This is a genomic window from Cyclobacterium sp. 10D3-21 (assembly GCF_055809755.1).
This window is the reverse complement of sequence record NZ_CM147924.1, coordinates 6643187-6665780: the sequence shown is the minus strand read 5'-3', so window position 1 is coordinate 6665780 and position 22594 is coordinate 6643187. Positions and strand designations below refer to the sequence as shown.

Annotated in this window: 19 protein-coding genes; 10 read left to right on the top strand and 9 right to left on the bottom strand. The window is 39.9% G+C overall.

Annotated features, from left to right (window positions below):
• Positions 1 to 47: 47 nt before the first annotated feature.
• Genes AC0L7T_RS25985 through AC0L7T_RS25975 form a run of 3 tightly spaced genes read right to left on the bottom strand, consistent with a single transcriptional unit; the run spans position 48 to position 2574 of the window.
• Complete coding sequence (locus AC0L7T_RS25985) at positions 48 to 1034, bottom strand: MlaD family protein (protein WP_473339550.1); 987 nt, start codon at positions 1032 to 1034, stop codon at positions 48 to 50.
• A gap of 4 nt (positions 1035 to 1038) precedes the next feature.
• Positions 1039 to 1791, bottom strand: a complete 753-nt coding sequence (locus AC0L7T_RS25980) for an ABC transporter ATP-binding protein (protein ID WP_473339549.1) — start codon at positions 1789 to 1791, stop codon at positions 1039 to 1041.
• Complete coding sequence (locus tag AC0L7T_RS25975) at positions 1792 to 2574, bottom strand: MlaE family ABC transporter permease (RefSeq protein WP_473339546.1); 783 nt, start codon at positions 2572 to 2574, stop codon at positions 1792 to 1794.
• Between the two features lie 424 nt (positions 2575 to 2998).
• Here AC0L7T_RS25975 and AC0L7T_RS25970 point away from each other — a divergent pair, with 424 nt between their 5' ends.
• Complete coding sequence (locus AC0L7T_RS25970) at positions 2999 to 3913, top strand: endonuclease/exonuclease/phosphatase family protein (protein WP_473339545.1); 915 nt, start codon at positions 2999 to 3001, stop codon at positions 3911 to 3913.
• Between the two features lie 168 nt (positions 3914 to 4081).
• Here AC0L7T_RS25970 and AC0L7T_RS25965 read toward each other — a convergent pair whose 3' ends face one another.
• The 3 genes from AC0L7T_RS25965 to AC0L7T_RS25955 all read right to left on the bottom strand — a co-directional run bounded on the left by AC0L7T_RS25965 (position 4082) and on the right by AC0L7T_RS25955 (position 6627).
• Positions 4082 to 4939 carry a formate/nitrite transporter family protein gene (locus AC0L7T_RS25965; protein ID WP_473339543.1) on the bottom strand — a complete coding sequence of 286 codons (858 nt, stop codon included), beginning with the start codon at positions 4937 to 4939 and terminating at the stop codon, positions 4082 to 4084.
• A 105-nt stretch (positions 4940 to 5044) separates the two neighbouring features.
• Entirely contained in the window at positions 5045 to 5749 is a 705-nt protein-coding gene (locus AC0L7T_RS25960; protein ID WP_473339542.1) for a LytR/AlgR family response regulator transcription factor, read from the bottom strand.
• Positions 5750 to 6039: 290 nt separating this feature from the next.
• A complete protein-coding gene (locus AC0L7T_RS25955) occupies positions 6040 to 6627 on the bottom strand; it encodes a hypothetical protein (protein WP_473339541.1) in 588 nt (195 codons plus the stop codon).
• A gap of 511 nt (positions 6628 to 7138) precedes the next feature.
• Between AC0L7T_RS25955 and AC0L7T_RS25950 the strand changes: the two genes are divergently transcribed.
• A complete protein-coding gene (locus AC0L7T_RS25950; RefSeq protein WP_473339538.1) occupies positions 7139 to 8776 on the top strand; it encodes an FAD-dependent oxidoreductase in 1638 nt (545 codons plus the stop codon).
• Positions 8777 to 8833: 57 nt separating this feature from the next.
• Here the strand turns inward: AC0L7T_RS25950 and AC0L7T_RS25945 are convergent, their stop codons facing one another.
• Entirely contained in the window at positions 8834 to 10813 is a 1980-nt protein-coding gene (locus AC0L7T_RS25945) for an FG-GAP repeat domain-containing protein (RefSeq protein WP_473339536.1), read from the bottom strand.
• 534 nt (positions 10814 to 11347) lie between these two features.
• On the opposite strand from AC0L7T_RS25945, the gene AC0L7T_RS25940 reads away from it, so the two are divergent.
• From AC0L7T_RS25940 to AC0L7T_RS25915, 6 genes are read left to right on the top strand one after another with little or no spacing between them, the layout of a single operon-like run.
• Positions 11348 to 12214: a heme/hemin ABC transporter substrate-binding protein gene (locus tag AC0L7T_RS25940; protein WP_473339533.1), complete on the top strand. Its 867-nt coding sequence runs from the start codon at positions 11348 to 11350 to the stop codon at positions 12212 to 12214.
• A complete protein-coding gene (locus tag AC0L7T_RS25935; RefSeq protein WP_473339530.1) occupies positions 12211 to 13266 on the top strand; it encodes a FecCD family ABC transporter permease in 1056 nt (351 codons plus the stop codon). The genes AC0L7T_RS25940 and AC0L7T_RS25935 overlap by 4 nt, the downstream gene beginning before the upstream one ends.
• 7 nt (positions 13267 to 13273) lie before the next feature.
• Complete coding sequence (locus AC0L7T_RS25930) at positions 13274 to 14077, top strand: heme ABC transporter ATP-binding protein (RefSeq protein ID WP_473339525.1); 804 nt, start codon at positions 13274 to 13276, stop codon at positions 14075 to 14077.
• A gap of 52 nt (positions 14078 to 14129) precedes the next feature.
• A complete protein-coding gene (locus AC0L7T_RS25925; RefSeq protein ID WP_473339524.1) occupies positions 14130 to 15179 on the top strand; it encodes a hemin-degrading factor in 1050 nt (349 codons plus the stop codon).
• A gap of 46 nt (positions 15180 to 15225) precedes the next feature.
• Entirely contained in the window at positions 15226 to 17523 is a 2298-nt protein-coding gene (locus tag AC0L7T_RS25920; protein WP_473339522.1) for a TonB-dependent receptor plug domain-containing protein, read from the top strand.
• Positions 17524 to 17542: 19 nt separating this feature from the next.
• The gene (locus AC0L7T_RS25915) at positions 17543 to 18154 is read left to right on the top strand and encodes an HmuY family protein (RefSeq protein WP_473339520.1); all 612 of its coding nucleotides are present in this window, start codon (positions 17543 to 17545) and stop codon (positions 18152 to 18154) included.
• A 207-nt stretch (positions 18155 to 18361) separates the two neighbouring features.
• Here AC0L7T_RS25915 and AC0L7T_RS25910 read toward each other — a convergent pair whose 3' ends face one another.
• A complete protein-coding gene (locus tag AC0L7T_RS25910) occupies positions 18362 to 18967 on the bottom strand; it encodes a toxin-antitoxin system YwqK family antitoxin (RefSeq protein WP_473339517.1) in 606 nt (201 codons plus the stop codon).
• A 36-nt stretch (positions 18968 to 19003) separates the two neighbouring features.
• Positions 19004 to 19750, bottom strand: a complete 747-nt coding sequence (locus tag AC0L7T_RS25905; RefSeq protein ID WP_473339516.1) for a YHYH protein — start codon at positions 19748 to 19750, stop codon at positions 19004 to 19006.
• Between the two features lie 263 nt (positions 19751 to 20013).
• On the opposite strand from AC0L7T_RS25905, the gene AC0L7T_RS25900 reads away from it, so the two are divergent.
• Both AC0L7T_RS25900 and AC0L7T_RS25895 read left to right on the top strand, forming a co-directional pair.
• On the top strand, positions 20014 to 20733 hold the full coding sequence (locus AC0L7T_RS25900) for a sterol desaturase family protein (RefSeq protein ID WP_473339515.1): 720 nt from the start codon (positions 20014 to 20016) through the stop codon (positions 20731 to 20733).
• A gap of 3 nt (positions 20734 to 20736) precedes the next feature.
• Entirely contained in the window at positions 20737 to 22587 is a 1851-nt protein-coding gene (locus tag AC0L7T_RS25895; protein ID WP_473339512.1) for a 3-oxoacyl-[acyl-carrier-protein] synthase III C-terminal domain-containing protein, read from the top strand.
• Positions 22588 to 22594 lie beyond the last annotated feature (7 nt).

The window sequence follows — 22594 nt, the reverse complement described above, 5'->3', positions numbered from 1 at the left end:
TGTTTTTTCCGCTGCAATACCTATAACAACCTCTTTTACCGCTTGAATCAAGAACCTTCGGCCTCTCGTTTTTTCTGTCGCTCCTGCTTTTTGAAATACCTGCGGAATAGAAAGTTGTGTTTGAGGGCTTCCATATTTGCATTCAATTTCTCAGCAGCTTCTTTTATGTTAACCATTGTAGAGTCAATGTTATTGGCCAAAACCTCATCTTGTGTGAAATGGTTAATAGTTCCTTTTCCAGATTTTATTTCAGAAAGGTATTCCTCCAGATTTTGTGTAACACTGTTAATGTCTTTACTTGATTTCTCAAGGTTAAAAAACACGGCTTTCATTTGGTTGGCTGAAATCGTGTCGCTTAATAAAACAGCGGCAGTGCTTTCATTGTAGTTCACTTGCTCAATAATAGCATTTAGGCGTGTGACCAATGCTGAGGTACTCTGGGTTGTGGTTTTTAGCGCTATCAATGATTGCCTAATGTCTCTTGCCAGCAGGGTATCGCTCAATAGTGTACCTAAGGTGCCTTTACCATTTAAAACTTTTTGGGTTATTTTTAGCAAATCTTCGGTAAGCAAGGCTGCATTTTCATTGGTTGTGCTCAGCGTAGAAAGCATGTCATCGGTCCCAACTTTGCTGTAGGACTGAATGGAATCGCCTGAGCTGACTGGTTTTGCGTTTTGTTCATTTCCAGGAACAATATTTACTACCATACTTCCAACCAATCCATCCGAGCCGATAAAGGCAATGGCGTCTTTTTTGATAAATCTGGAAATTTTATCTTCCACCATCAATTGGATACGGATGTTTCTTTCGTCTATCATTTCTATTTTGCTCACGGTGCCCACATCAATCCCAGAATAACGAACGTTGTTCCCTGTTTGAAGGCCATTTACATTTTCAAAAACACTATAGAGCTGGATGTTTCTGCTGAAAATATGTTGGCGCATTCCTACAAAATAGAGGATTGCGATGAGTAGCACAGTACCAATCACTACAAATAGGCCTACTCTCGCTTTGTAAGAATTTGATTTTCCCATAATATTAGTTTTTAAAGAATGCCTGTACTTTTGGATCGTTCGAATTCGAAAGCTCATCAAAGCTTCCTTCTACATAATTGGTGCCATCTACCAATAAAATCATACGGTTTGAGATTACCCTTGCACAATCCACATCGTGGGTGATAATAAGGGAAGAGGTATGGTATTTTTTTTGAATATTCCGCATCAACTCGATAATTTCCTTTGCCGTAATCGGATCCAAACCTGTTGTTGGCTCATCATAAATTATTATTTTTGGTTTTAAGATTAAAGCACGTGCCAATGCCACCCGTCGCTGCATTCCTCCAGAAAGCTCTGCAGGCATTAAATCTATGGCCTCCAACAAACCAACGTTTTCCAATGCTTCCTTGACCAATGCTTCAGTACTTTCGAAACCAGCTACCTTATGGGTTTGGCGCCGAAGAGGAAATTCCAGGTTTTCACGTACTGTCATTGAATCATACAGCGCACTGCCTTGGAAAAGAAATCCGATTTCGGTGCGAAGTAAATCCAATTCTTTTTGCCCCATGGTAATAATGTCCTGGTTTTTAATGGTTATACTCCCACTATCAGGCTGTATTAGGCCCACCAAACATTTGACCATTACTGATTTGCCTGATCCTGATTTGCCCATGACGACCAGGTTTTCGCCTTCAAAAAGTTTCAGGTTAAAGTCTTTGAGCACATGGTTTTCTCCAAAACTTTTGTGAAGGTTTCTTAACTCTAATACGGGTTTTATGTTTTCTTTGGAATCCATTTAGATTTCGAAAAATATATCAGTTACAAACACAGCGATAAAATCAATTACAAACAAAAGCATGGAAGTATAAACAACCGCAGAATTTGAGGCTTCTCCCACACCTACGGTTCCCTTGGAACAATTGTACCCCTTATAGCAACCCACCAGCCCAATGGCAAAACCGAAGAAAACGGATTTCATCGTAGCGGGGATGATATCGCTAAAACTGAGTGCATCAAAAACCTGGTTGAAATAGAGCATATAGGAGACATGACCTTTTAAATTTTCAACAATGGCTGAACCAAATAGTGCAATAACATCGCCCATTATTATTAATAGGGGTAACATTAAAGTAGTGGCCAAAATACGGGTAACGACCAGGTATTTAAAAGGGTTGTTTCCTGAAACCTCCATTGCGTCTATTTGTTCCGTAACGCGCATAGAACCCAGTTCTGCCCCTATTCCAGAGCCAATTCTTCCAGCACAGATGAGGGCAATAATTACAGGACCAATTTCCCGGACTATAGAAATGCCTACCATTGATGGCATCCAGGATTCCGCTCCAAATTCCATTAGGGTGGGGCGTGACTGTAACGTGAAAACAAGGCCTAGAATAAATCCGGTTACCCCTACCAAAAGCAAAGAACGGTTTCCTATACTATAGCACTGACGAAGTAGTTCTTTGAACTCAAAAGGCAGGCTGAAAACTTCCTTGAAAAAGCGCTCTGCGAAAAGCGTCATGTCACCAATTTCGACTAGAAATGATTGAGAACGGGACTTTATGGAGGTTGATTTAGGCATTTAAGCATTTAAGATTGAATAGGTTTCGAATTTAGGTATGAATTGTACCAATAATTATGATTTAAGTCATTCTTTAAAATGATACGGTTACCGAGCAGCCTTTGGTAGAAGAAACATTGAAAGGGCAAAAGAGAAAAATGCAATCTAAAATAAAGCGTGTGCCATAGCTATTCTCAAATTTCACCTAAACAGTAGGGTTGAATTTCATATAGTTATAAACTTAAATGGGCAGGTTTTATTAAATATTTAACTAACTTAACCTGAATTCAGAAAGAAAGTTTTAGAAAATATTGTAGTATTACACATAAGAGGGATTGAAATTTATTTCAGCTCTAAAATACCTAATTTTCAGCTAATTATAACTTAATTTTACTTCTTGGTATTGCATATCTCTAATAATTCATTTCTGAAAATTTGTAATTCCATGCAACGAATTTTATTTTATTTGTCATTTGTATTGATTTCTTCCTCCTGTGATACGAAGCAAGAAACAAAAACATTCAAGGTTATGGCCTGGAACATTTTGCATGGTGGTAATGATATTGAAAACGGCCCCCAGAATGTTATTCAAATCATTAAAGAAATTGATCCAGATGTCATTTTGATGGTAGAAACGTATGGTTCAGGGAATATGATTGCAGATTCCTTAGGCTATAACTTTCATTTGATTGCAGAAAAAGGAACCGCTTTGGACGATAAAACCGTCAACTTGTCTATTTTTTCTAAGTTTCCATTTGGAGAGCGAATTGACACGGATTATCCCTTCTATTTGGGAGGGAGAGAAATAGTGATAAACGACCGAAAAATTCGATTTTTCTCCAATTGGTTTCACTATTTGCCTTGGGAGGATGCACCTGAAGAATTGGGCTTAAGCACAGGGGAATTGCTGGCTTGGGAACGTACGGAAACCAAGTATGACATGATTCAAAAGGTGCTTCCTTATTTGAAAAAATACAGTGCAGAAACGGATTCCATACCTATGATCTTCGGTGGGGACATGAATTCTCTTTCACATTTGGACTGGGGAGAACAGACCAGAGAAATGCACAATGGCTTGGTAGTGCCATGGTACAGCACCAAAGTTTTAGAAGGCCTGGGCTTCATCGATACCTATAGAACTTTAAATCCAAACGTAATTACAGATCCTGGGATCACATGGGACACCAAAGGGCAAAAGGACGAACACCGAATCGACTATGTCTATTATAAAGGTGACGCTTTACAGGCCATTGAATCAAAATCCTACAAAGCATTCTTGGGCGAACCCTTTTCCATTAATGGAAAAACCATTGCCTATCCTTCTGATCATGGCATTGTGGTGACTACTTTTACGTTCTAAAACTTCCCGTAGCAAAGAAGAGCCGCTTGACCAAAACCGATAATTTCATTTAACAAATTCTGAATGCGCAGATGTAATCAATAGCCAAGGGTTTTGTTTCAGAAACTAGAAAATCTTCACTGAAATTAACTAGGGTGCCTTGCTTTTTGCTACTGCTTATAATGTTGCTTATTTTTTACTTTTCGAAGCGTAATGGGATTCAAAAATCCGATATTTAAATAGCGCCACAACGATAGAACCACCAATTCCATTTCCCAATAAGGTAAGGACAAGGAACATCAAATAATCTCCCAGAGAGATTGTTTCTGAATATAAAAACCCAGCAAATGCTTCAATATTCCCTACAATGCTGTGGTGAAAACCTACAAAACCTATGGTGCCGGTGATCAGTACGATTAATAGGATACGGGTTAGAGAATCGGTTGTACTGTTCAATATCCAGGTTAAAAGGCCCATAAGCCAACCCGCAAATACTGAGCTTAACAATAAAACCCAGAAACTATGATCCAATATATGGCTACCAATTTTAACCATTGTTTCCCTTTCAAAAAGATTTAGCTGAGAAGCCAGATCACTTATACAGAAAACAAATAAAATTCCCCCCAGAAGATTTCCAATAATGACCAAGCCCCAAATTGTCAATAGTTCCAAAACGGTTCTTTGCCCATTTAAAACAGGCAATGCCAGAACAGAGGTTTGCTCGGTATAAAGCACAGATTTGCCAAGAATCACCATGATAAAACCCAATGGGTAAACCAGGCCGAACAATTTAAAAATTGTATTTTCTTCCACTTTTCCCACCAACAGGAAATACAAGGTACAAATCAATAGATAGCTAAAACCAATTTCAAGGCCGGCAATGCATGCACTCAAAAAAACGGCAAATTTTTTAATTTTAAATATCTCCTCTCCTTCGTGAATAACACGGCTAAGGATTTCCGTATACTTTCCCGACTCTTCTACTTCATTGGATTTTTTCTCCAGATCCTGCTGGTGTTCTTTTTGGTCTTTTTTCTCGGCCTTCATGTATTCAAAGATGGAGTGATAAAATGGCTTTTCTATGCTTTTAACTAACCAATGTAAGCAGATTATGTTTTTATAAGAGAATGCATTTGTATTGGATTCCTGGGATTAATTGATCAGCTTTTCTACGTTTTCTTTATAGGACTCTCCGACAGAAAATTCCATCTCCCCTATAAACACACTGTTTTTTCGAATGGAGGTAATTTCTCCGATTGCCACTGCATAGGATTTATGTATTCTGATAAATTGATCCTCAGGTAAAGCCAATTCAACTTCTTTGAAACTCATGCGAACCACCAAAGGCTTTGGGTTACTTTTTAAATAAAACTTGATATAATCTCCATAACCCTTGAGCCATAAAATGTTCACAAATTTTATTTTAACCTGGCTGTAATCCACGTTTACGAAAAAATGATCAAGTACTTTTTTTGCTTGAGTAGGAATATGGGCAACCTGTAGATCGAAGCGGTCTTTGGCTCGGTTACAGGCTTTTAGGAAGCGCTCCATGGGAACAGGTTTTACCATATAATCGACAACATCAAGTTCAAAACTCTCCAAAGCGAATTCTTTATATGCCGTAATAATTATTGCCAAAGGTTTTTTTTCAAGACTTGAAATAAATTGAAGCCCCGTTAATTCCGGCATTTGGATGTCAATAAAGATAAGGTCTATGGGATGCTTTTGCATTTCCTCCATTGCATCAAAAGCATTGTCGCAGGTGGTTACTAAATTAAGGAATGCTATTTTACCAATATAGTTTTTAAGTAATTCCAGGGCAAGAGGTTCATCATCTATGGCAATGCAGTTTATCATGAATTGTTTTTTTGGGTCGATCTACCTTCAATATATCCGTTTTTGCCTTAAAATGAAACTTATGTCCCTCTGCTTTGGCTCGATAGCCCAACTTATGCAGTCTTAGGTCGCAGCTAAATAAAAATACCAGACCGTTTATAGGTGGTCTGAGTTTGAAAAATGCAGCTTATGTCGGCAATAAAAAAAGGAGAAACCCCTGCACAGTACCAATTGTAAAGGCAGGGGCGTCTCCATTATGAAAATCTTACACTCCGATTTGAAAATCGAAGGGCTAATTATTTACTTCGGGTTCAATCTACACTTACATTTTGATAGTAAACCTTCTTGCCGTCTTTAACGCTAATGATGTAGTTTCCCCTGATGGCTTTTTCAAAATTGAATGTTTTGTCAATGTTTGCCTGGCTAGTCAGGGTCTCTCCAAAGACTTTTGCATTGTCTTCGTTCATGATTTTTATGTCTACTTTATTCAAGTCGCTATTGTTAAGGTTCAGATGTACTTTTTTGCCCTCTGTGTCAAATACATTTGATTTCTTTGTCACCTCTTTGTTTATGATTTTCACTGCAGCATCTTCAATGGCAATCGTGTAAACCACTGATTGGGCCTCATCCTTTACTTTTAGGAAATAGGTGCCTGCTTCCAGGTTCTTCAGGTTAAAACTCTTTGCGTAATTTTTATCTGTCACATCATCGTAAAATAAAGTGTTGGCATTGGCATCGCTTAGGGAAACAACCGTTTCTTTAGAAGTAGAAGCCATTTCAAAGACCAGGCTTTTAGCGTCGCTTCCCTTGATCAAACTTGTGCTTGGATCATAAGCCATGGAAGTTAAAGAGATGAACATTAATGCGGCTACTGCGGAACTTTTAAGTATGTTTTTCATGATAATATTGTCTGTTTGTGATTGAATTATAGGTCAAACATAAGCAGCTCCAGCCTGTCTTTTTATTAAGGGCGATGAAAGCAAAAAAGATTGCGACGAAGACCTAAAATGTTGCGATGTAAAATTTGAGGCGAATGAATAGCGCCTGAACATTTGGACAAAAACCATATTAGAAGAAATGGAAAACCGAACGTAATCAGGCTAATTTGAATTTTTGCTAGCATTGTTTTATCAGGGGCTTTCGCCTCTGGCTACAAAGATTTCATTCCATTTGGGTTTTTGGATTCTTAAAATTCACCTTGGAAGAAAAGATAATAAGGGGCAAACTACCGGTTTTCCCACAAGATTAGTATTTTTAGGAATGCAGTGTGAAATTTTAGTCACTTCAATCATTATTGGCCTTAGCGAGGGCTGAAAACTTACTTTTGTATTTTTCCAGATTAGGTAAAATCACAGCATCTCATCTTAGATGACAGTAAAAAAAACGACATAAACCCTATTTAAAGAATACATGAAATTTTTAAAATTACTTTATTTATTGACCGCATGCGTTTTCCTAAACGCTTGTAACAATGAAATTCAACAAAACCATTTTACTACTGATATTTGTATTTTAGGTGGAAGCGAGTCTGGATTTACTGCAGCTATCCAGGCTTCCAGGATGGGCAAGAAAGTAGTATTAATAGAGCCAACAGGTCATCCAGGAGGAATGGTGGTGGAAGGCCTTGGAAAAGACATGCGATTTGGAAATGCAATTGTAATTGGAGGGATTACCCGAGAATTTTATGAAGCAGTTGGTGAACATTACGGCCGAAAAGCTGATTTTAATAACCCGAAATGGTATTCAAAATATGAGCCTTCTGTTGCTGAAGAGATAATAGAGGAGATGCTGGGAAAAGAAAAAAACATAACCATCATTAGAAATTCCAGGATAAAGGAGCAAAACGGTGTAGATAAAAAAGGAAACAAAATAGAAAAGGTAATTCTTGAAAATGGTTCAGAAATAAATGCCAAGGTATTTATCGATGCTTCCATTGAAGGCCATTTACTGCATTTTGCTGGAATAACTACTGAAACAATTCGTGAGGGGAATGAAATGTATGGGGAAAAGCTTAACGGCGTTCAGGAAGTAAATACTTTCAAGCAATTTATGGTAGCCGTTGACCCCTATATTATTGAAGGCGATTCCACTAGCGGGCTAATCCCAACCATTCAAGCTGGCGAATTAGGAAACCATGGGGATCCCAGTCATTATATTCAAGGCTTTTGTTTCAGGATGTGCCTGACAAAAGAGGAGAATAACATGTTGCCGATCAACAAACCTGAGAACTATGTACCGGAAAGGTATGAAATTTACAGGAGGTACTTCCAAGCAGGTGGCAAGCTATTCAAACCAGAAGCCAATAGACACAATGGTAAAACGGACATAGGCAGTTGGCACGATCTATCGGCAAACCTTTATGGAGAGAATTGGGAATACCCTGAAGGGAATTATGAAAAACAGGACAGTATTATCAAATATCACCGTGATTTTACTTTAGGCCTGCTGTGGTTTTTACAGAACGACGAGCGCGTGGATAGTCTTAACAGGGCCAATTGGGAAGGCTGGGGCCTGCCAAAAGATGAGTTCACAGACAATGGCAATTGGCCACGTCGCCTGTATATCCGAAGTGGAAGACGAATGGTGTCTGATTACGTCATCACTGAACACAATGCCGATATTAAGGTTAAAGATACCGTTTCAGACCCTGTTGGCATTGCATGGTGGCCGCCAGATGTGCACCATGCACGGAGAATTGTAAAAAATGGTAAAGCTTATAATGAAGGATTCACCCATGTAGAAAACGATGGAACTTGGAAACCTTTTAAAATCTCATTTCAGGCCACAGTGCCACAGAAAGAAGAATGCATTAATCTATTGACGCCAACTTGTCTCTCATCAAGCTATATAGGTTATGGAAGCACCAGGATCGTCCCTACATTTATGATCGTTGGCCAGAGTGTTGGTGCAGCAGCAGCTATTGCTGTTAATGAAAATTTAGCGGTACAAGACATACCCTATCCTGAATTAGAAAAGGCCCTGTTGAGTCAAAACCAATTGCTTTCGCTTCCTGATGATTGGCTAGAAATAATCACAAAAAATAATTAAACCAAAAAAGCCTCTGCCATTGTTGCAGAGGCTTTTTTTAAAATTTTGATTTATTTTCTACCTACGGAAGTAATAGAAATGTCCATCTTCGGCCCCTGCCAAGACGTCCAGTATCCCATTTTTATCCCAATCAACAAAAGTAGGGCTTGTGGTATGTCCAGCAAGGATTAATTCAGATATAGGGCCTTTATGGTTAAAGACTACTTTATCAGGGTTTTCGCTTACGTTTTCAAATAAGGAAATATTAACACTATTGATCAATAGGTCCAGGTCTCCATCATTGTCCCAATCCATAAAGCTGATTTTCCTTCGGCCACTGCTGCCTGCATCTGCAGTGTTAAGTCTTAAGACGCCAGGGTTTGTATCTTCCACCTTGTCTTTGTTGGTAAATGTGGAGCCATTTTCTCCGTAAAAGATGCGTTTTCCGGGCTGAAGAATTGGTTCACCGTTACCTTGTTTCCCTTCAAAGAAGGCAAGGTAGCCTTCATGATCCAGCATCACCAAATCCATAACCCCATCTTTGTTCCAGTCGATGGCATAAGGAGTTGTTCTCCACTGCGTCGCCAATTCATTGGCTTCAGGCTCCCACCAGTTCCATGCTGGATAAGGTGGTGTTTGGTCTGCCCAATCTATTTTCACTGGCTGAGGAGCCATTAATCCATTTCCTGTGTTTTTGATCCATTCTACTCTACCCCAGATGGAGTTGAAAACAATGTCTTTGTTGTTGTCTCCATCCCAGTCAGCTACAGTCAAAGTGGTGTAACCCCATTTTGCTTCAGCAGGTCCTTGAATAGATCCGTTGTCACCGGCTTGGATTCTTATCGGTTCACCATCGATTTCCAATAATTTTGGCTCAGCCCATTTCGGTTTCGCTGCTCCGTCCAGGTTTTCTATAAAGGCAAAATGGCCCGCAGAATTACCCGCAATGATGTCTTCATCGCCATCATTGTCCCAATCTACGCTTACTGGTGTTACCAAAGCGCCAAATTTGAGATTGTCGGCTTGCTGTCTGAAGTATTTTGGGGAATTAAAAATGGGAAGTCCATTTTTCGTTTCTCCCGTGTTTTTAACCAAAGCTACACGGCCATCTTCATCACCTACTACCAGGTCCACATGTCCATCCTTGTTCCAATCCAGTGCTACAGGAATGATCATTTCTAGATTCATGGTAATTATACCCTCCTCGTTTTCTAATAATTTACCTTCTTTATAAACAGGTTTTTCTCGTGTTCCTGTGTTTTCAAAGTAGGTCATCTTATCCAGAAACTCTCCACAAACAAGGTCAAGGTCTCCATCTCCATCAAAGTCAGCGAAATTGGGTGAAGGAGCACCATAAACATTTATCTCTTTCCCTCCAGCTTTGATCCGGCCTCTATTTTCGTAGTCGCCGTCTTTGTTTTCTAATAAGTATACATAGCCAAAAAGCGGTCCGTTGGTCCAGACACCTTCATCATTATAGGCATCGTCCCAGCCGTAAGAAGACCAGTCATCCATCCCAACAATAATGTCAATGTCACCGTCTCCTTCATAATCAATCATTTTCCACTGGTTGAATCTTGGTTTTTTACCCAGTTCTTTGGTTAATTCCTCAATTGGAAATAGGTCTTGAGGGGTGGAAGCCAGGTCTGTCGTGAAGTTCATCAACTCCGCACCTGGAATTAAAACCCGTACGCCCTGATCTGTATGAGAAATCTGTACTTTGGATATGGCATCTCCTATTCTGACTGGAGGTGCGAAATCTGGAAAATCTTCACCGCTTGTGTTTTCAAAAAAGTAAAGCCCGTTAAACGGTTTATCAGGGCAAGAAACAAGCATGTCCATGTCTCCATCCCCATCATAATCCATAGGTAGGGGCCAGGCCCATAAGCCTACACCCAAAAATGAACTGGCTCCGGGGTTGTTGTATTTTACGATCTCGAAGTCACTGGCTTCTTTTTCTTCCTCTTCGGTTGCTTTTGGGCTTGAGCAAGCTGCTACAAAAGCCAGCATGACAAGTATTAAAAAGTATTTACCAAAGGAATTCTTTGATTTTTTCATTTTAATAAATTGGGGTTTTTGGTACATATTAATAATTGTTTGTAAGCTAGTTTTTAAATAATAACAAATTTCTAAGCATAGGATGCGTAAAATTTGTGTGTTTATAGAGTAAAATAGCAGCCCTTTAGTTTATACCAACGCTGGTTAATCCTGGGAATCACCAATTTTACCTGAGCTAAGTAACAACGGACTGACCTATTACTTACCATTTTTCAACAAAAGTGGCCACCTAGAATTACACCATAAATCTTTCAAGTCCTTTTTTATTGACTTCAATGAATATCCGAAATATAATTTTAACCACATAATATTATAATGTATTCGGTAGTAGGAAAGTGATAAGGTCTATTAATAAATGATTTAGGTGAAAAGTGAATAATTCATCGAGCCATTTAGGGTACATGGTTTAAAATTCTGACCATGTGCGTTAACCATGCATAAAGAAATGAAAAATTCTTATTATTTTTATTTGGAATTAATCCAAATAGAGCTACATTCGTGACTTAATACTTTATTAATAATTAATCTAAATAAATGATAAGATTACTGTTTGCATGCCTTTTCACAGCTATCCTTGTGGCTTGCTCTTCTGGTGAAAAGAAAACCATCGACATTAAGGACGTGGATAGTTTGAATATTATTACAGCAGGAGGAACCCTTACTGAAATAGTTTATGCCCTTGGCTTTGGTGACCAGATCATTGCGACGGACCGCACTTCTACTTATCCGCCAGAAATGCAGTCTTTGCCTAGTATAGGTTATAGAAATCAAATCAAGGCCGAAGGGATCTTGTCGCTTGCTCCTGACATGATTCTAGCAGAACAAGATTATTTGTCTGAAGACGTGGTAGACCAGTTGAAATTGATGGACCTGGAGGTTCATTTTTTCAAAAAGCCAGAGAATCCTACAGAAACAAAGGCACTAGTGACAGAATTGGCAGCTTTATTTGAAGTGCCAGAGCGGGGAGAAGTTATGAATGAGGGAATAGACAAAGACCTACAAATATTAGCTGACTACTTGAGAGGATATAAGGAAAAGCCCAGTGCAGCCTTCGTCATGGCAAGGGGACCGGAAACACTATTCGTGGCTGGAGAGAAAACTTTTGCCGAAACTATTTTCAATATGGCAGGTATTCGTTCATCAGCTCAGGGTTTCGAGGATTTTGTGCCTTTGACTCCGGAGTCCTTGGTGACAATGTCACCGGAATACCTTGTGTTGTTTGATTCCGGCCTTGAAAGCTTGGGAGGAATAGAGGGTTTATCAAATATTCAAGGAATGAAAGAAACCAAAGCCTTTCAAGAAGGCCAGGTACTTAGTTTTGACGGACATTATTTGTCAGGTCTTGGACCTAGAGTTGGTCAAGTGGCATTGGAACTGGCTAAAGCCGTAAGAAAAAAATGATAGCGCTACCACTTACTTTTTCCAAACAGCGATTAAGTCGGTGGGTACTTGTGTCATTGGCCTTAGTTCTTGGTGGGATTTTATTGGTATCCCTCACTGTCGGGGCTTATTCAGTGGGGTTATCGCAAGTGATAGCCGCTTTGGTTAAGCCATTGGGCTACCATTTAGAAGCATTTGACCTAAGGGCTGCCAATGTTTTGTTGCAGATCAGGCTTCCCAGAATATTACTTGCAGTATTGGTTGGTGGAGGCTTAGGAATTGCCGGAGCAGCATTGCAGGGTTTGTTCAGGAATCCCCTTGTAGAACCAGGTCTAATAGGAGTGAGTAGCGGGAGTGCCCTGTTCGCCGTTATCTTTCTGGTCGTTTTTCCAGGAATAGCAAGCACTTTCCCAATATTGGAGCGAATAGGCTTGCCATTGTTCTCTTTTTTGGGAGGCTTGATTAACGTATTTGCAGTGTATTATCTCGGAGCCAATAAGGATGGTGAAAATACTGCCACTATTATTCTAGCGGGAGTGGCTTTAAATGCTTTGGCTGGAGCCTTGATCGGGCTTACCTTGTTTTATGCGGATGATACTGCGTTGCGGAGCTTTACTTTCTGGAGTTTGGGTGATTTGAGTGGAGCTTCCTGGGACAAACTTCCGATTGCCGCTGGACTGATTTGCATTCCTTCCATTGTCTTATTGAAAGGATCGAAGAATTTAAACGCATTGGCTCTGGGAGAAAAAGAGGCATTTTATATGGGGGTAAATGTAAACCGAACAAAGGTGACTTTACTTGTTTCCACTGCCCTGATTGTTGGTGTAGCTGTTTCCTTGACTGGAATGATAGGTTTTGTGGGTTTGGTAGTACCTCATTTGATGAGAATAAGTTTTGGTGCTGACCACAGGTTGGTTTTGCCAGGTTCTTTTTTATTAGGAGCCATCTTATTGAATTTCTCTGACCTTTTGGCCAGAACAATTGCCATACCAGCAGAGATGCCAATAGGAGTAATAACTGCCTTATTGGGAGCTCCTTTCTTTATGGGATTGATTTATAACTTGAAAAAATAAAATGCCAATGCTAACGGCCTCAAATATTCAATTTCGAACAAGAAACCGTACCATTCTGGATACCACGAGTTTAGAAATTGTGTCTGGGCAGATTTTAGCCATATTGGGGCCTAATGGTGCAGGTAAAACAACGCTATTTAAATTGCTTTCAGGTGAGTCTAGTTGCTCATGTGGAGTAGTGAGCTATAATGGCAGGAGTATTTCCAAATTTAAAGCCAGGGAATTGGCAGAGGTGCGTTCAGTAATGCCCCAACACTCTTCCGTTAACTTTCCATTTACCGTTCGGGAAGTTATCGAATTGGGGCTTATCTCAATTCAGCCTAAAAACCCAAAAAAAATAGTGGATGAAGTCATGGCCTTGTCTAAAATCGAACACTTGCAAGGTCAGGAATATTACCAATTGTCGGGAGGGGAAAAACAACGTGTTCAACTCTCTCGGGTTTTGGCTCAGGTTTGGGAAAGAAAGCCCTATCCACGTTATGTATTGCTGGATGAGCCTACTTCTAGCCTGGACATAGCCCAGCAACATGCGGTTTTGGAGATCTTACTTCAACTAAAAAGCCGAAATATAGGTGTGCTGATAATTCTTCACGACCTAAACCTTGCCGCCCAATATGCGGACAAAATCATACTCTTAAAATCTGGTAAAATTTGCTACTGTGGCCCAATGAAAGAAGGGATGGACGGCTGTATGCTAGAGAAAGTCTTTGACCATCCCATAAGAATTATGAATTGTCCAGTAACCAATCAATTGATTGTGCACAGCGCCAATAAATCAAAAATATTTTCACCAACCCGGCTTATGCAATAAAATAGGTGTTGCCTATTTCGGGTTCAATTCAAACTTTATAATAAAAAACCAAATGGAAGCGATACCTACTTCATTGAATAATTTAAAAGCTTCTTGGGAAGCGCTTAAAAAGGAAAACCCTAAACTTAGAATCAGGGATGCTGCAAAGCATTTGAATGTTTCAGAAGCGGAATTGGTAGCCACTGGCCTTGGCCAAAACGTAGTTCGTTTGTCTACAGATTTCGTTGATCAGGTGAAGAAATTTCCTCGACTTGAAAAAGTAATGGCATTGACCAGAAGTGAAGGATGTGTATTGGAACACAAAGGTGCGTTTCAAAAAATAGAAATTCATGGAGCCACTCCACATCAGGTAGCAACAGTGATAGGCCCCATAGAACAACGTATATTTTTTAGTGGATGGAAGTATGGTTTTGCCGTAAATAGCGAAACTCCACGTGGGCCAATGTTTAGCTTTCAATATTTTGACGCGCAGGGAGATGCGATAATGAAAGTTTACCTACAGGAAAAATCAGATGATGATTTTGCCAAGGGTTTGGTTTTGGAACATCTCCATAAGGATCAGGTTTCGGCATTGACGCCTGTAGCCAATGCAGTACCAGAATATACCACCGAAGATGAGTTGGATAAAGCCAGCTTTTCTTCTGACTGGGAAAATATGAAAGACACCCATGATTTCTTTGGGATGTTGCGTAAGTACAAATTGAATCGGTTAAATGCTGTGGAATGGATAGGTGAGAAATGGGCCCATCAGGTAGACAGATTGTCTGCAAGACAAGTGGTGAATACCGCTTCTGAGACAAAGCTTCCCATTATGATTTTCGCAGGAAATAAAGGAAATATTCAGATTCATCAGGGTAAAGTCAAAAACATCAAACAATTAGGTGAATGGCTTAATGTTATGGATCCGGATTTCAATATGCACCTCAATGAGGAGGTTATCGACAAGGCTTTTGTCGTGCACAAAAATACAGTAGATGGCTTGGTCTCAGCACTGGAATTATTTGACAAGAAAGGGGATATGGTTTGCCAATTTTTTGGATTGAGGAAACCAGGGCTCCCACAAAAAGATGCATGGAAAAAATTGCTGGATAGCCTGAGTTAAAAATATCGCAGGGGAACTTTACCCCTGCGTAAAAAATTTTAAATCAATGATTAGAATTAATCTAATTAAACTTAACATGATTGTTTTATTCCTTCTCTATCCCTTGGTGGGGCATGGAGCCGAGGGAGATAAAATCATTGTAGACAATTACGGCAATCCGCTGCCACAAGCAGTGGTTCAGGTGGATCAATTGCCACCAATTGTTGCTGGTCCTTCGGGGGAAGTAAGCCCGGCACTATTGGGTATTGGTGATTCCGTTTTGGTTTTTGCATTGGGGCATGAAAGCAAGCGATTTAGTTGGGCCGAATGGAGTCTGTCTGATGTCATTGTACTGAAAGAAAAGGAAGGAGAACTGAATGAAGTGGTGGTTTCAGCAACGCGCACTGATCGTACTGTTGAAGATTTGCCCATGCCGGTGAGTGTGATTGGCAAGAAAGCCATACAGGAGACCGGAGGGATTCGACTTTCTGAAGTGCTAAGTGAGCAGACAGGTCTGCAGATTGTGTCCAATCATGGCACAGGTTTGCAAATGCAGGGGCTGGATACAGATTATATTCTTATCCTACTGGATGGTGAACCCTTGATCGGCAGGACTGCCGGAACATTTGACTTAAACCGTATCTCTGTTTCTAATATTGAGCGAATAGAGATACTCAAAGGGCCAGCAAGCGCTATTTATGGAAGTGAAGCCATGGCTGGGGTTGTGAATATCATTACAAAATCCGGAGGCCAGGGGAAAAAAATTGACCTGGGCCTGAGGCACCGATCCTTTAATTCATGGAATCCCTACTTGGATTTCGGAATAAGAGAGAAAAAATGGAATGTCGCATTCCTTTATGATTATTATAAGACAGATGGCTATGACCTGGCGCCTGAAGTGACGGGGAATACGCAAAACCCTTACCAGTCGCATAGTACTCAAGTGAAGCTTGGTGCGAACTTAGGATCAGGCTGGAATTTCAATCTTTTCATGCGGGGATATACTGACCATGCGACTGGAGAATTGGAAGTGGAAGAGAGTTCTGGCAAGGAGTTATTGGACGTGGAGGACAAACGGAATGAGATCAATATTAATCCGACCTTAAGGTACAAACCAAACAATGACTGGTTGATTACCCTCAGAAATATGAGCACTGTATTTAGTACGGCCTCAGACAGCAGGTATCAGCTGGATGGAGAGCAATTTGATAGGCAGGATTTCGATCAGTATTTCCAAAGAACCGAGTTGCAGACAGATTTTCAGGTGAATCAAAAGCAGCTGATAACCTTGGGTTTGGGCTTCTCAGGGGAAACGGTTGAAGCGACACGGTATGACGATAGGAATCATTTCGACGCCACTTATTATTACCTACAGCACCAATGGGATGCTTCTGATAAAATCAATATTGTCAGCGGTGCTCGGGGAGATTTTCACAGCGTATATGGAAGTCGTGTAAGTCCAAAACTTTCCGGCCAATACAAGTTTTCGGATACTTTTAGCTGGCAGTTATCAATAGGCTCAGGCTTTAAAGCACCTGATTTCAGGCAGCTACTATTGAACTTCAATAATGCCTCTGCTGGCTATTATGTGTTTGGTTCAAGGTTGGCAAATGAGGAATTAGAAAGACTGGAAGAAAAAGGGCTGGTAGCCAAACGCCTTATTCAGCCAGAGAACCTTGGCGAGCTTAAAGCGGAACATTCATGGGCCATTAATACAGGGTTTCGATGGAAACCTGTGGAACCTGTATTGATACAGGTTAATGCCTATAGAAATGACTTGGAAAACATGATTGAAACTGCCCCCATCGCCCAATTGGTTTCCGGGCAAAATGCCTTTTCCTATTTCAACATTAGTCAGGTGATCACCCAAGGTTTAGACCTTGATTTGCAATACAAATACAATGATAACCTAAGTTTTAGTGCTGGCTATGCTTTTCTGGATACCCGAGATCTGGATGTATTGGAGCAAATAGAGAAGGGTGAGATTTTCAAGAGAAATGCCAGTAACCAGACGGTTCGCGTGACAAGTGCCGATTACGGTGGGCTATTTAACAGAAGTGCTCACAGTGGCAATTTCAAAGTGAACTATTTAGAAAAAATAACAGGAATAAACTGGTCCTTAAGGGTCTTGTATAGAGGTGAGTTTGGGTTTTCGGACCTGAATGGAAACTTGATATTGGACGATAAGACAGAATTTGCCCCCGGCTGGTTTAATGTCAATTTGACCACTACAAAAACCTTTACCAATGGGATCTTTCTAGAGGCTGGAATTAATAATTTATTCAATACGACCAATTTGTCTCAGCCAAATATGCCGGGAAGATTACTGTTTGTAGGCGTCAAAATACCACTATTAAATTTATAACTATAACACAAAACTTCAAATGAAAAATTTATCAATGCTATTGTCTCTTTTCCTAAGTCTATTTGTTTTTATAGCCTGTGATCCTGCCGATGAGGAAGAACCTCAATTGCCCTTGGAGGCGGAAATGGTAGTAGATCTTTCTGCCCCTAATGATGTAATAGATCGAAATACAGGACAGGTAGTGGAGGAAAAGCCTTTCCAATACTATAGTTTTAGTGAAAATAAATTACTCTCTGAAAGTGAGAGCTGGGACCTTGCTTTCAAAGGCACTACCATCCGAACAAATGCAGCCAAAAATGTCAGGGCAACTTTGGTCGATGGGGTTTTCCAGGAAATTAAGGAAGTACCTCAAACAGCTACTTTTTCCATGGATACAGAAACAGAATTGGCTATCCCTACTGGTAGCGGTAATGGCTGGTACAGTTATAACCCAACTACCCATGCGATAAAACCTATTCCGGGCAAGGTGATTTTACTGCAGACGGCCTCAGGCAATTACGCAAAAGTAGAAATTCTAAGTTACTATAAAGGAAGTCCCTCAGATGAAGAGCTGGATCCACTAACGGATGAAGGGGCTACTTATACTTTTCAGTTTGTGCTACAACCGAATGGGACAACCAAATTCGAGTAAATAATTAATTATTTACAAGTTTCAGTTTTCGAGTCCCTGCTAAAATCATTCATTTCTGGCAGGGACTCTTTTACTTCTTTCAGGTCAGTGTTTATTTTTTTAAAGCGATTAAGAAAGTCCTCATAAAAGTTCTTTTTTAAATTGTTCGTTTGGATATTCTGATTAAAAGGTTTCATGACGGGCTTTATTTTATATTAAAATAGTAAATCAAATTATTTTTTCATCCTCTAAGGCATAACAGGTAGTTGTTTTTTGCAAACCGAATCTTGTACCATTTTTAACTTGAAAATTTCGATACAAGCTGCCATTAGGCCTCCATGCTTGTTGTAATCCATCCTGTTTGTCATTTTTATAATTGTATACATAAGAAGGGGCTCCGTTTGCATACCAACTTCTTTGCACACCTTCCTTTTTGTCCTTGTAATAATTGTATTCGAACTTTAGCTCGCCGGAATCTTCCCAGTATCCAATTTGCTTGCCCACTGAAAGGTTATTTCTATAATTCCGGACTTCAAAGGGCTTTCCATTATCGTAATAGCTTGTATATAAACCATGAAGCACACCATCTAAAATTGAACTATAGGTGCTTATATTGAATCCAACTTGCTTTTTGTAAATGATCCCTGAATATTTTTCATTCCCTAAATAATAGTAGCCATTTACCAATGATACGTTTGCCTCATTAAAATTTATGGTGTCATTGGGGATCCCTGAAGTATCCACGGAATAATCAAGTTCAAACTTTTCTTCGTTCTCTTTGTAGACATACTCACATGCCAACAAGCCTATACCAATCAGGAGAACCAAAATCATTTTCAATATTTTATCTGAACAGAGTACCATTGAATATCATTGAGTGAATGTTCCTTTGGATCCATGATAGGCCCCAGATTTTATGACGTATAAACCTGAGGTAGAATAAACCTCATTGCTGACATGGTAGTGATAAATACCTTCCGAAAAATCAACAGTTGCGCCAGTGTGTCCACCATTTTCATCCAGGTTGTCTGGATAAGAATTGTCCATGTCTTTGCGCCCATAGACAGGAAAGCCATCCCTTAAAAAGCCAATTAATTCAGCATCATTAACAGTAAGATAAGTGCCTTCGCTATGATAATGATAGTCCTCACGTGGTCCTGGATGACCGCCTGAAGCATCAAAAGTTCCCCAAGCATTCTCTTGCAAAACCCCACCACCTTCATAATCATTGTAAATAGGAACACCATTTAAGGCCATTCCTACCGGCCCCAATTCCGTTTCTTCTTTATAAGAACTTTCATTTGGATTTGTGGGGATGGTCATGGAATAATTAAATGAAATCATGCTCGTATTCATGTTGGCATGATTGCTTCCTGGGAAAGCTTCAAACATTTCGTGTCCTTCACCCCAATAAGGCGTTTTATGATCAGGCAATCCGGTGCTATTGATAGAAATATTGTCCTCATTTACCTGAACAGAAACTTCTTGGGTATATTCATTCACGTAATTCTCAAGAACAACATTTGAAATAGATACCTTTCCAGGAGTAACAGGCAGTTTTTCATTCTCACAGGAAAATAAACTTATCGTTAGAATTAAATACAATGCTTTTCTCATGTCCTTATAGACGCAGTTTCTTCACTAATCCTTCGCTATTAAAGATTTTTTTTAGATTTTCTCTGAAAACCTATAATTAAGGACAATGGAGTAAGCATCCATTTCATCCAATTAAAAATTTAACCCTACGAGGGTTACAATCATTTGCCGATTTGCCGGCCCAAACCTTAGCACAAGCCTCGACGTATTGCTAAAAGACAAATAGAAGAAATACCTATCTTTAGGTATCGAAACCCCATAGCGGTTAAAAACTTAAATACCTAATGGAGCCTTTTATAGAACATGTCTTGTACGACTATTCCTACCTTACTTTGTTTGGACTTTCGTTTGGCTATTTTCTGCTGCTTTATTTTGGTTTAGGCACCCTATTTCTGGCCGTTTGCCAGTTCTTGGAATCCCGTAGACTGCTTCACAAAATCCGACCCGAGGAAGTTTCTCGACGGCAAATCGTTTTTGAAATCAAGCATTCTCTGAAGTCCATTGTGGTCTTTGGGTTTTCGATTATACCTGTTATTTACTTTGTACGTTTAGGTATTATAGAATTATTGCCCAATACATGGCTTACGGTATTGGCTGGGCTTATTGTACTTACTTTATGGAATGAGGTTCACTTTTACCTCGTGCACCGATTGATGCATCAAAAATACATGATGAAAAAGGTGCATTATATTCACCATAAATCGCATGTCCCAACAGTGTATTCCGTGTATAGTTTTCATTGGGTGGAGGCCTTATTATTAAGTACGGTACCTTTAACCATATTGCCGTTTATTCCGTTTTCTATACTTGCCGTTTTCATATTCCCTCTGGTAAGTATTTTATTGAATTTTGCAGGCCATTGTAATTATAGGTTTGGAAATGGCAATGGGAATGGGTGGGAGCACTTTGGCACCTATCACAATGAGCACCATAGTAGCGGTAGGAAAAACTATGGCTTTGCCCTTAACCTTCTGGATAAATTGTTTTCCAGGCAAAACAGATAACAAATGAATGAAGTATATATAACCGCATCCGGTGCCTTTTTGCCTAATAAACTTGTTTCAAACGAAGAAATGGAAGGTTTTCTGGGGAGAATCAACGGGAAGGATAGCCGTGTAAAAGAACGCATTCTAAAACAAAATGGCATTAAAACGAGGTATTACGCCCTAAACAAATCCCAGGAAACCACGCATTCCAATGCTCTTTTGGCTGTGAATGCGGTGAAGAATGCCCTCAAAAAAAGCAATTTACGGTCTGCTGATGTTGAGTTATTGTGTGCAGGAACCACGCAAGGAGATTTGCCAATTCCTGGATTTGCTAGCATGGTGCATGCTGGTTTGGACTTCAAGCGCTGTGAAGTAGCCAGTTTCCAAAGTGTTTGTGCCAGTGGGATCATGGCACTGAAAAATGCCTATAGTCAAATTAAGAGTGAAGAGAAACCGAATGCAGTCTGTGTAGGAAGTGAGCTTCCAAGTAGAATGTTTAAAGCGTCAAGATTCGAGGCACAGGGAGTAGAAGCTTTGCCTTTTGATGCAGAGTTTTTGCGATGGATGCTTTCTGATGGAGCTGGTGCTTTTGTGCTTCAAAACAAGGAAAATCATGAGGGAATTTCTTTGAGAATAGACTGGATTGACCTTAAGTCCTATGCCAATGAATTCCCAGTATGCATGTATACTGGCAAGACGGACAATAAAAATGAAGCGGAAAAAACCTGGCTTGATTATTCAAGCTATGAGGAAGCTTCTAAAGCAGGGGCAATAAATTTGAAGCAGGATACCAGGCTCTTAGAAAAGGTAATCAAAACAGGTGTAGCGCATTACTTTGAGTTAATCGATCAGGGGAAGATTAATGCTTCTCAAATAGATTGGTTGTGCTGTCATTATTCATCTGAGGTTTTCAAAGATACAATCAAGGAGCTGATGGAAAAGGGAGGAGGAGCCATAGCCGAAGAGAAATGGTTTAGCAATCTCACATCCAAAGGGAATACCGGGGCAGCTTCAATTTTCATTATGTTGGAAGAATTGATGTATTCCGGAAAGCTAAATACTGGTGATACCATACTCTGTATGGTACCTGAAAGCGGTCGATTTATTACTTCTTATATGCGATTAACTGTGGTGGGAAATGCTAACTTGAAGACCAAGGCCTACCCAATCAGAGAAATAGAACCACCTGAATTGATTATTGATAAAAATGAAACTTCAGAGTGGTTGATTCGAAACCTTGCCCAAGTTTGGATTGATTTTGAAACGGCCTTGCTCAAAGTACCTGTAGTCGCCAAGATTCATGATGGGAAGTTGAGTGTTGCTGATTATAAGCTGTTGTTAACAGACCTTAGACAACAAGTCATAGATGGTTCTCAATGGATTTCCAGAGCTGCCTCAAATATAGACATTGACTTGTTTGAACTGCGTTCTGCATTTATCAAACACACTGCAACAGAACACAAAGATTACCAAATGCTTGAAAGGAACTTTGAGGCTTTGGGGGAGAGTATGGAAACCATAAGGTCCGGTGAAAAAAACATTGGTACTGTTGCCTTGACTTCCTTTATGTTTCAGCAGGCAAGCAAACCCAATCCCATTGATTTACTAGGGGCGATGTTTATTATTGAGGGAATAGGAAAACGATTGGCCGGCTTTTGGGGTGAAATGATTCAAGACCAGTTGCAGTTGAAAAACAGCCAGGTTTCTTTCTTTACCTACCATGGCACTGCTGATGAAAATCATTTTCATAATTTAGAGCAGGCATTGAATCATCCCAAAATGAATATACATATAGCAAAGGCGATCGTTAAAACAGCGAAAACAACGGCTAGATTATACAAGATGCAATTGGAAGAATTGGGGAATTATTAGCGAGCAG

Excerpts from the sequence above, each read along its gene's own strand:
- AC0L7T_RS25985 (WP_473339550.1), bottom strand. The coding sequence starts at position 1,034 with ATGGGAAAATCAAATTCTTACAAAGCGAGAGTAGGCCTATTTGTAGTG.
- AC0L7T_RS25980 (WP_473339549.1), bottom strand. The coding sequence starts at position 1,791 with ATGGATTCCAAAGAAAACATAAAACCCGTATTAGAGTTAAGAAACCTT.
- AC0L7T_RS25975 (WP_473339546.1), bottom strand. The coding sequence starts at position 2,574 with ATGCCTAAATCAACCTCCATAAAGTCCCGTTCTCAATCATTTCTAGTC.
- AC0L7T_RS25970 (WP_473339545.1), top strand. The coding sequence starts at position 2,999 with ATGCAACGAATTTTATTTTATTTGTCATTTGTATTGATTTCTTCCTCC.
- AC0L7T_RS25965 (WP_473339543.1), bottom strand. The coding sequence starts at position 4,939 with ATGAAGGCCGAGAAAAAAGACCAAAAAGAACACCAGCAGGATCTGGAG.
- AC0L7T_RS25960 (WP_473339542.1), bottom strand. The coding sequence starts at position 5,749 with ATGATAAACTGCATTGCCATAGATGATGAACCTCTTGCCCTGGAATTA.
- AC0L7T_RS25955 (WP_473339541.1), bottom strand. The coding sequence starts at position 6,627 with ATGAAAAACATACTTAAAAGTTCCGCAGTAGCCGCATTAATGTTCATC.
- AC0L7T_RS25950 (WP_473339538.1), top strand. The coding sequence starts at position 7,139 with ATGAAATTTTTAAAATTACTTTATTTATTGACCGCATGCGTTTTCCTA.
- AC0L7T_RS25945 (WP_473339536.1), bottom strand. The coding sequence starts at position 10,813 with ATGAAAAAATCAAAGAATTCCTTTGGTAAATACTTTTTAATACTTGTC.
- AC0L7T_RS25940 (WP_473339533.1), top strand. The coding sequence starts at position 11,348 with ATGATAAGATTACTGTTTGCATGCCTTTTCACAGCTATCCTTGTGGCT.
- AC0L7T_RS25935 (WP_473339530.1), top strand. The coding sequence starts at position 12,211 with ATGATAGCGCTACCACTTACTTTTTCCAAACAGCGATTAAGTCGGTGG.
- AC0L7T_RS25930 (WP_473339525.1), top strand. The coding sequence starts at position 13,274 with ATGCTAACGGCCTCAAATATTCAATTTCGAACAAGAAACCGTACCATT.
- AC0L7T_RS25925 (WP_473339524.1), top strand. The coding sequence starts at position 14,130 with ATGGAAGCGATACCTACTTCATTGAATAATTTAAAAGCTTCTTGGGAA.
- AC0L7T_RS25920 (WP_473339522.1), top strand. The coding sequence starts at position 15,226 with ATGATTAGAATTAATCTAATTAAACTTAACATGATTGTTTTATTCCTT.
- AC0L7T_RS25915 (WP_473339520.1), top strand. The coding sequence starts at position 17,543 with ATGAAAAATTTATCAATGCTATTGTCTCTTTTCCTAAGTCTATTTGTT.
- AC0L7T_RS25910 (WP_473339517.1), bottom strand. The coding sequence starts at position 18,967 with ATGATTTTGGTTCTCCTGATTGGTATAGGCTTGTTGGCATGTGAGTAT.
- AC0L7T_RS25905 (WP_473339516.1), bottom strand. The coding sequence starts at position 19,750 with ATGAGAAAAGCATTGTATTTAATTCTAACGATAAGTTTATTTTCCTGT.
- AC0L7T_RS25900 (WP_473339515.1), top strand. The coding sequence starts at position 20,014 with ATGGAGCCTTTTATAGAACATGTCTTGTACGACTATTCCTACCTTACT.
- AC0L7T_RS25895 (WP_473339512.1), top strand. The coding sequence starts at position 20,737 with ATGAATGAAGTATATATAACCGCATCCGGTGCCTTTTTGCCTAATAAA.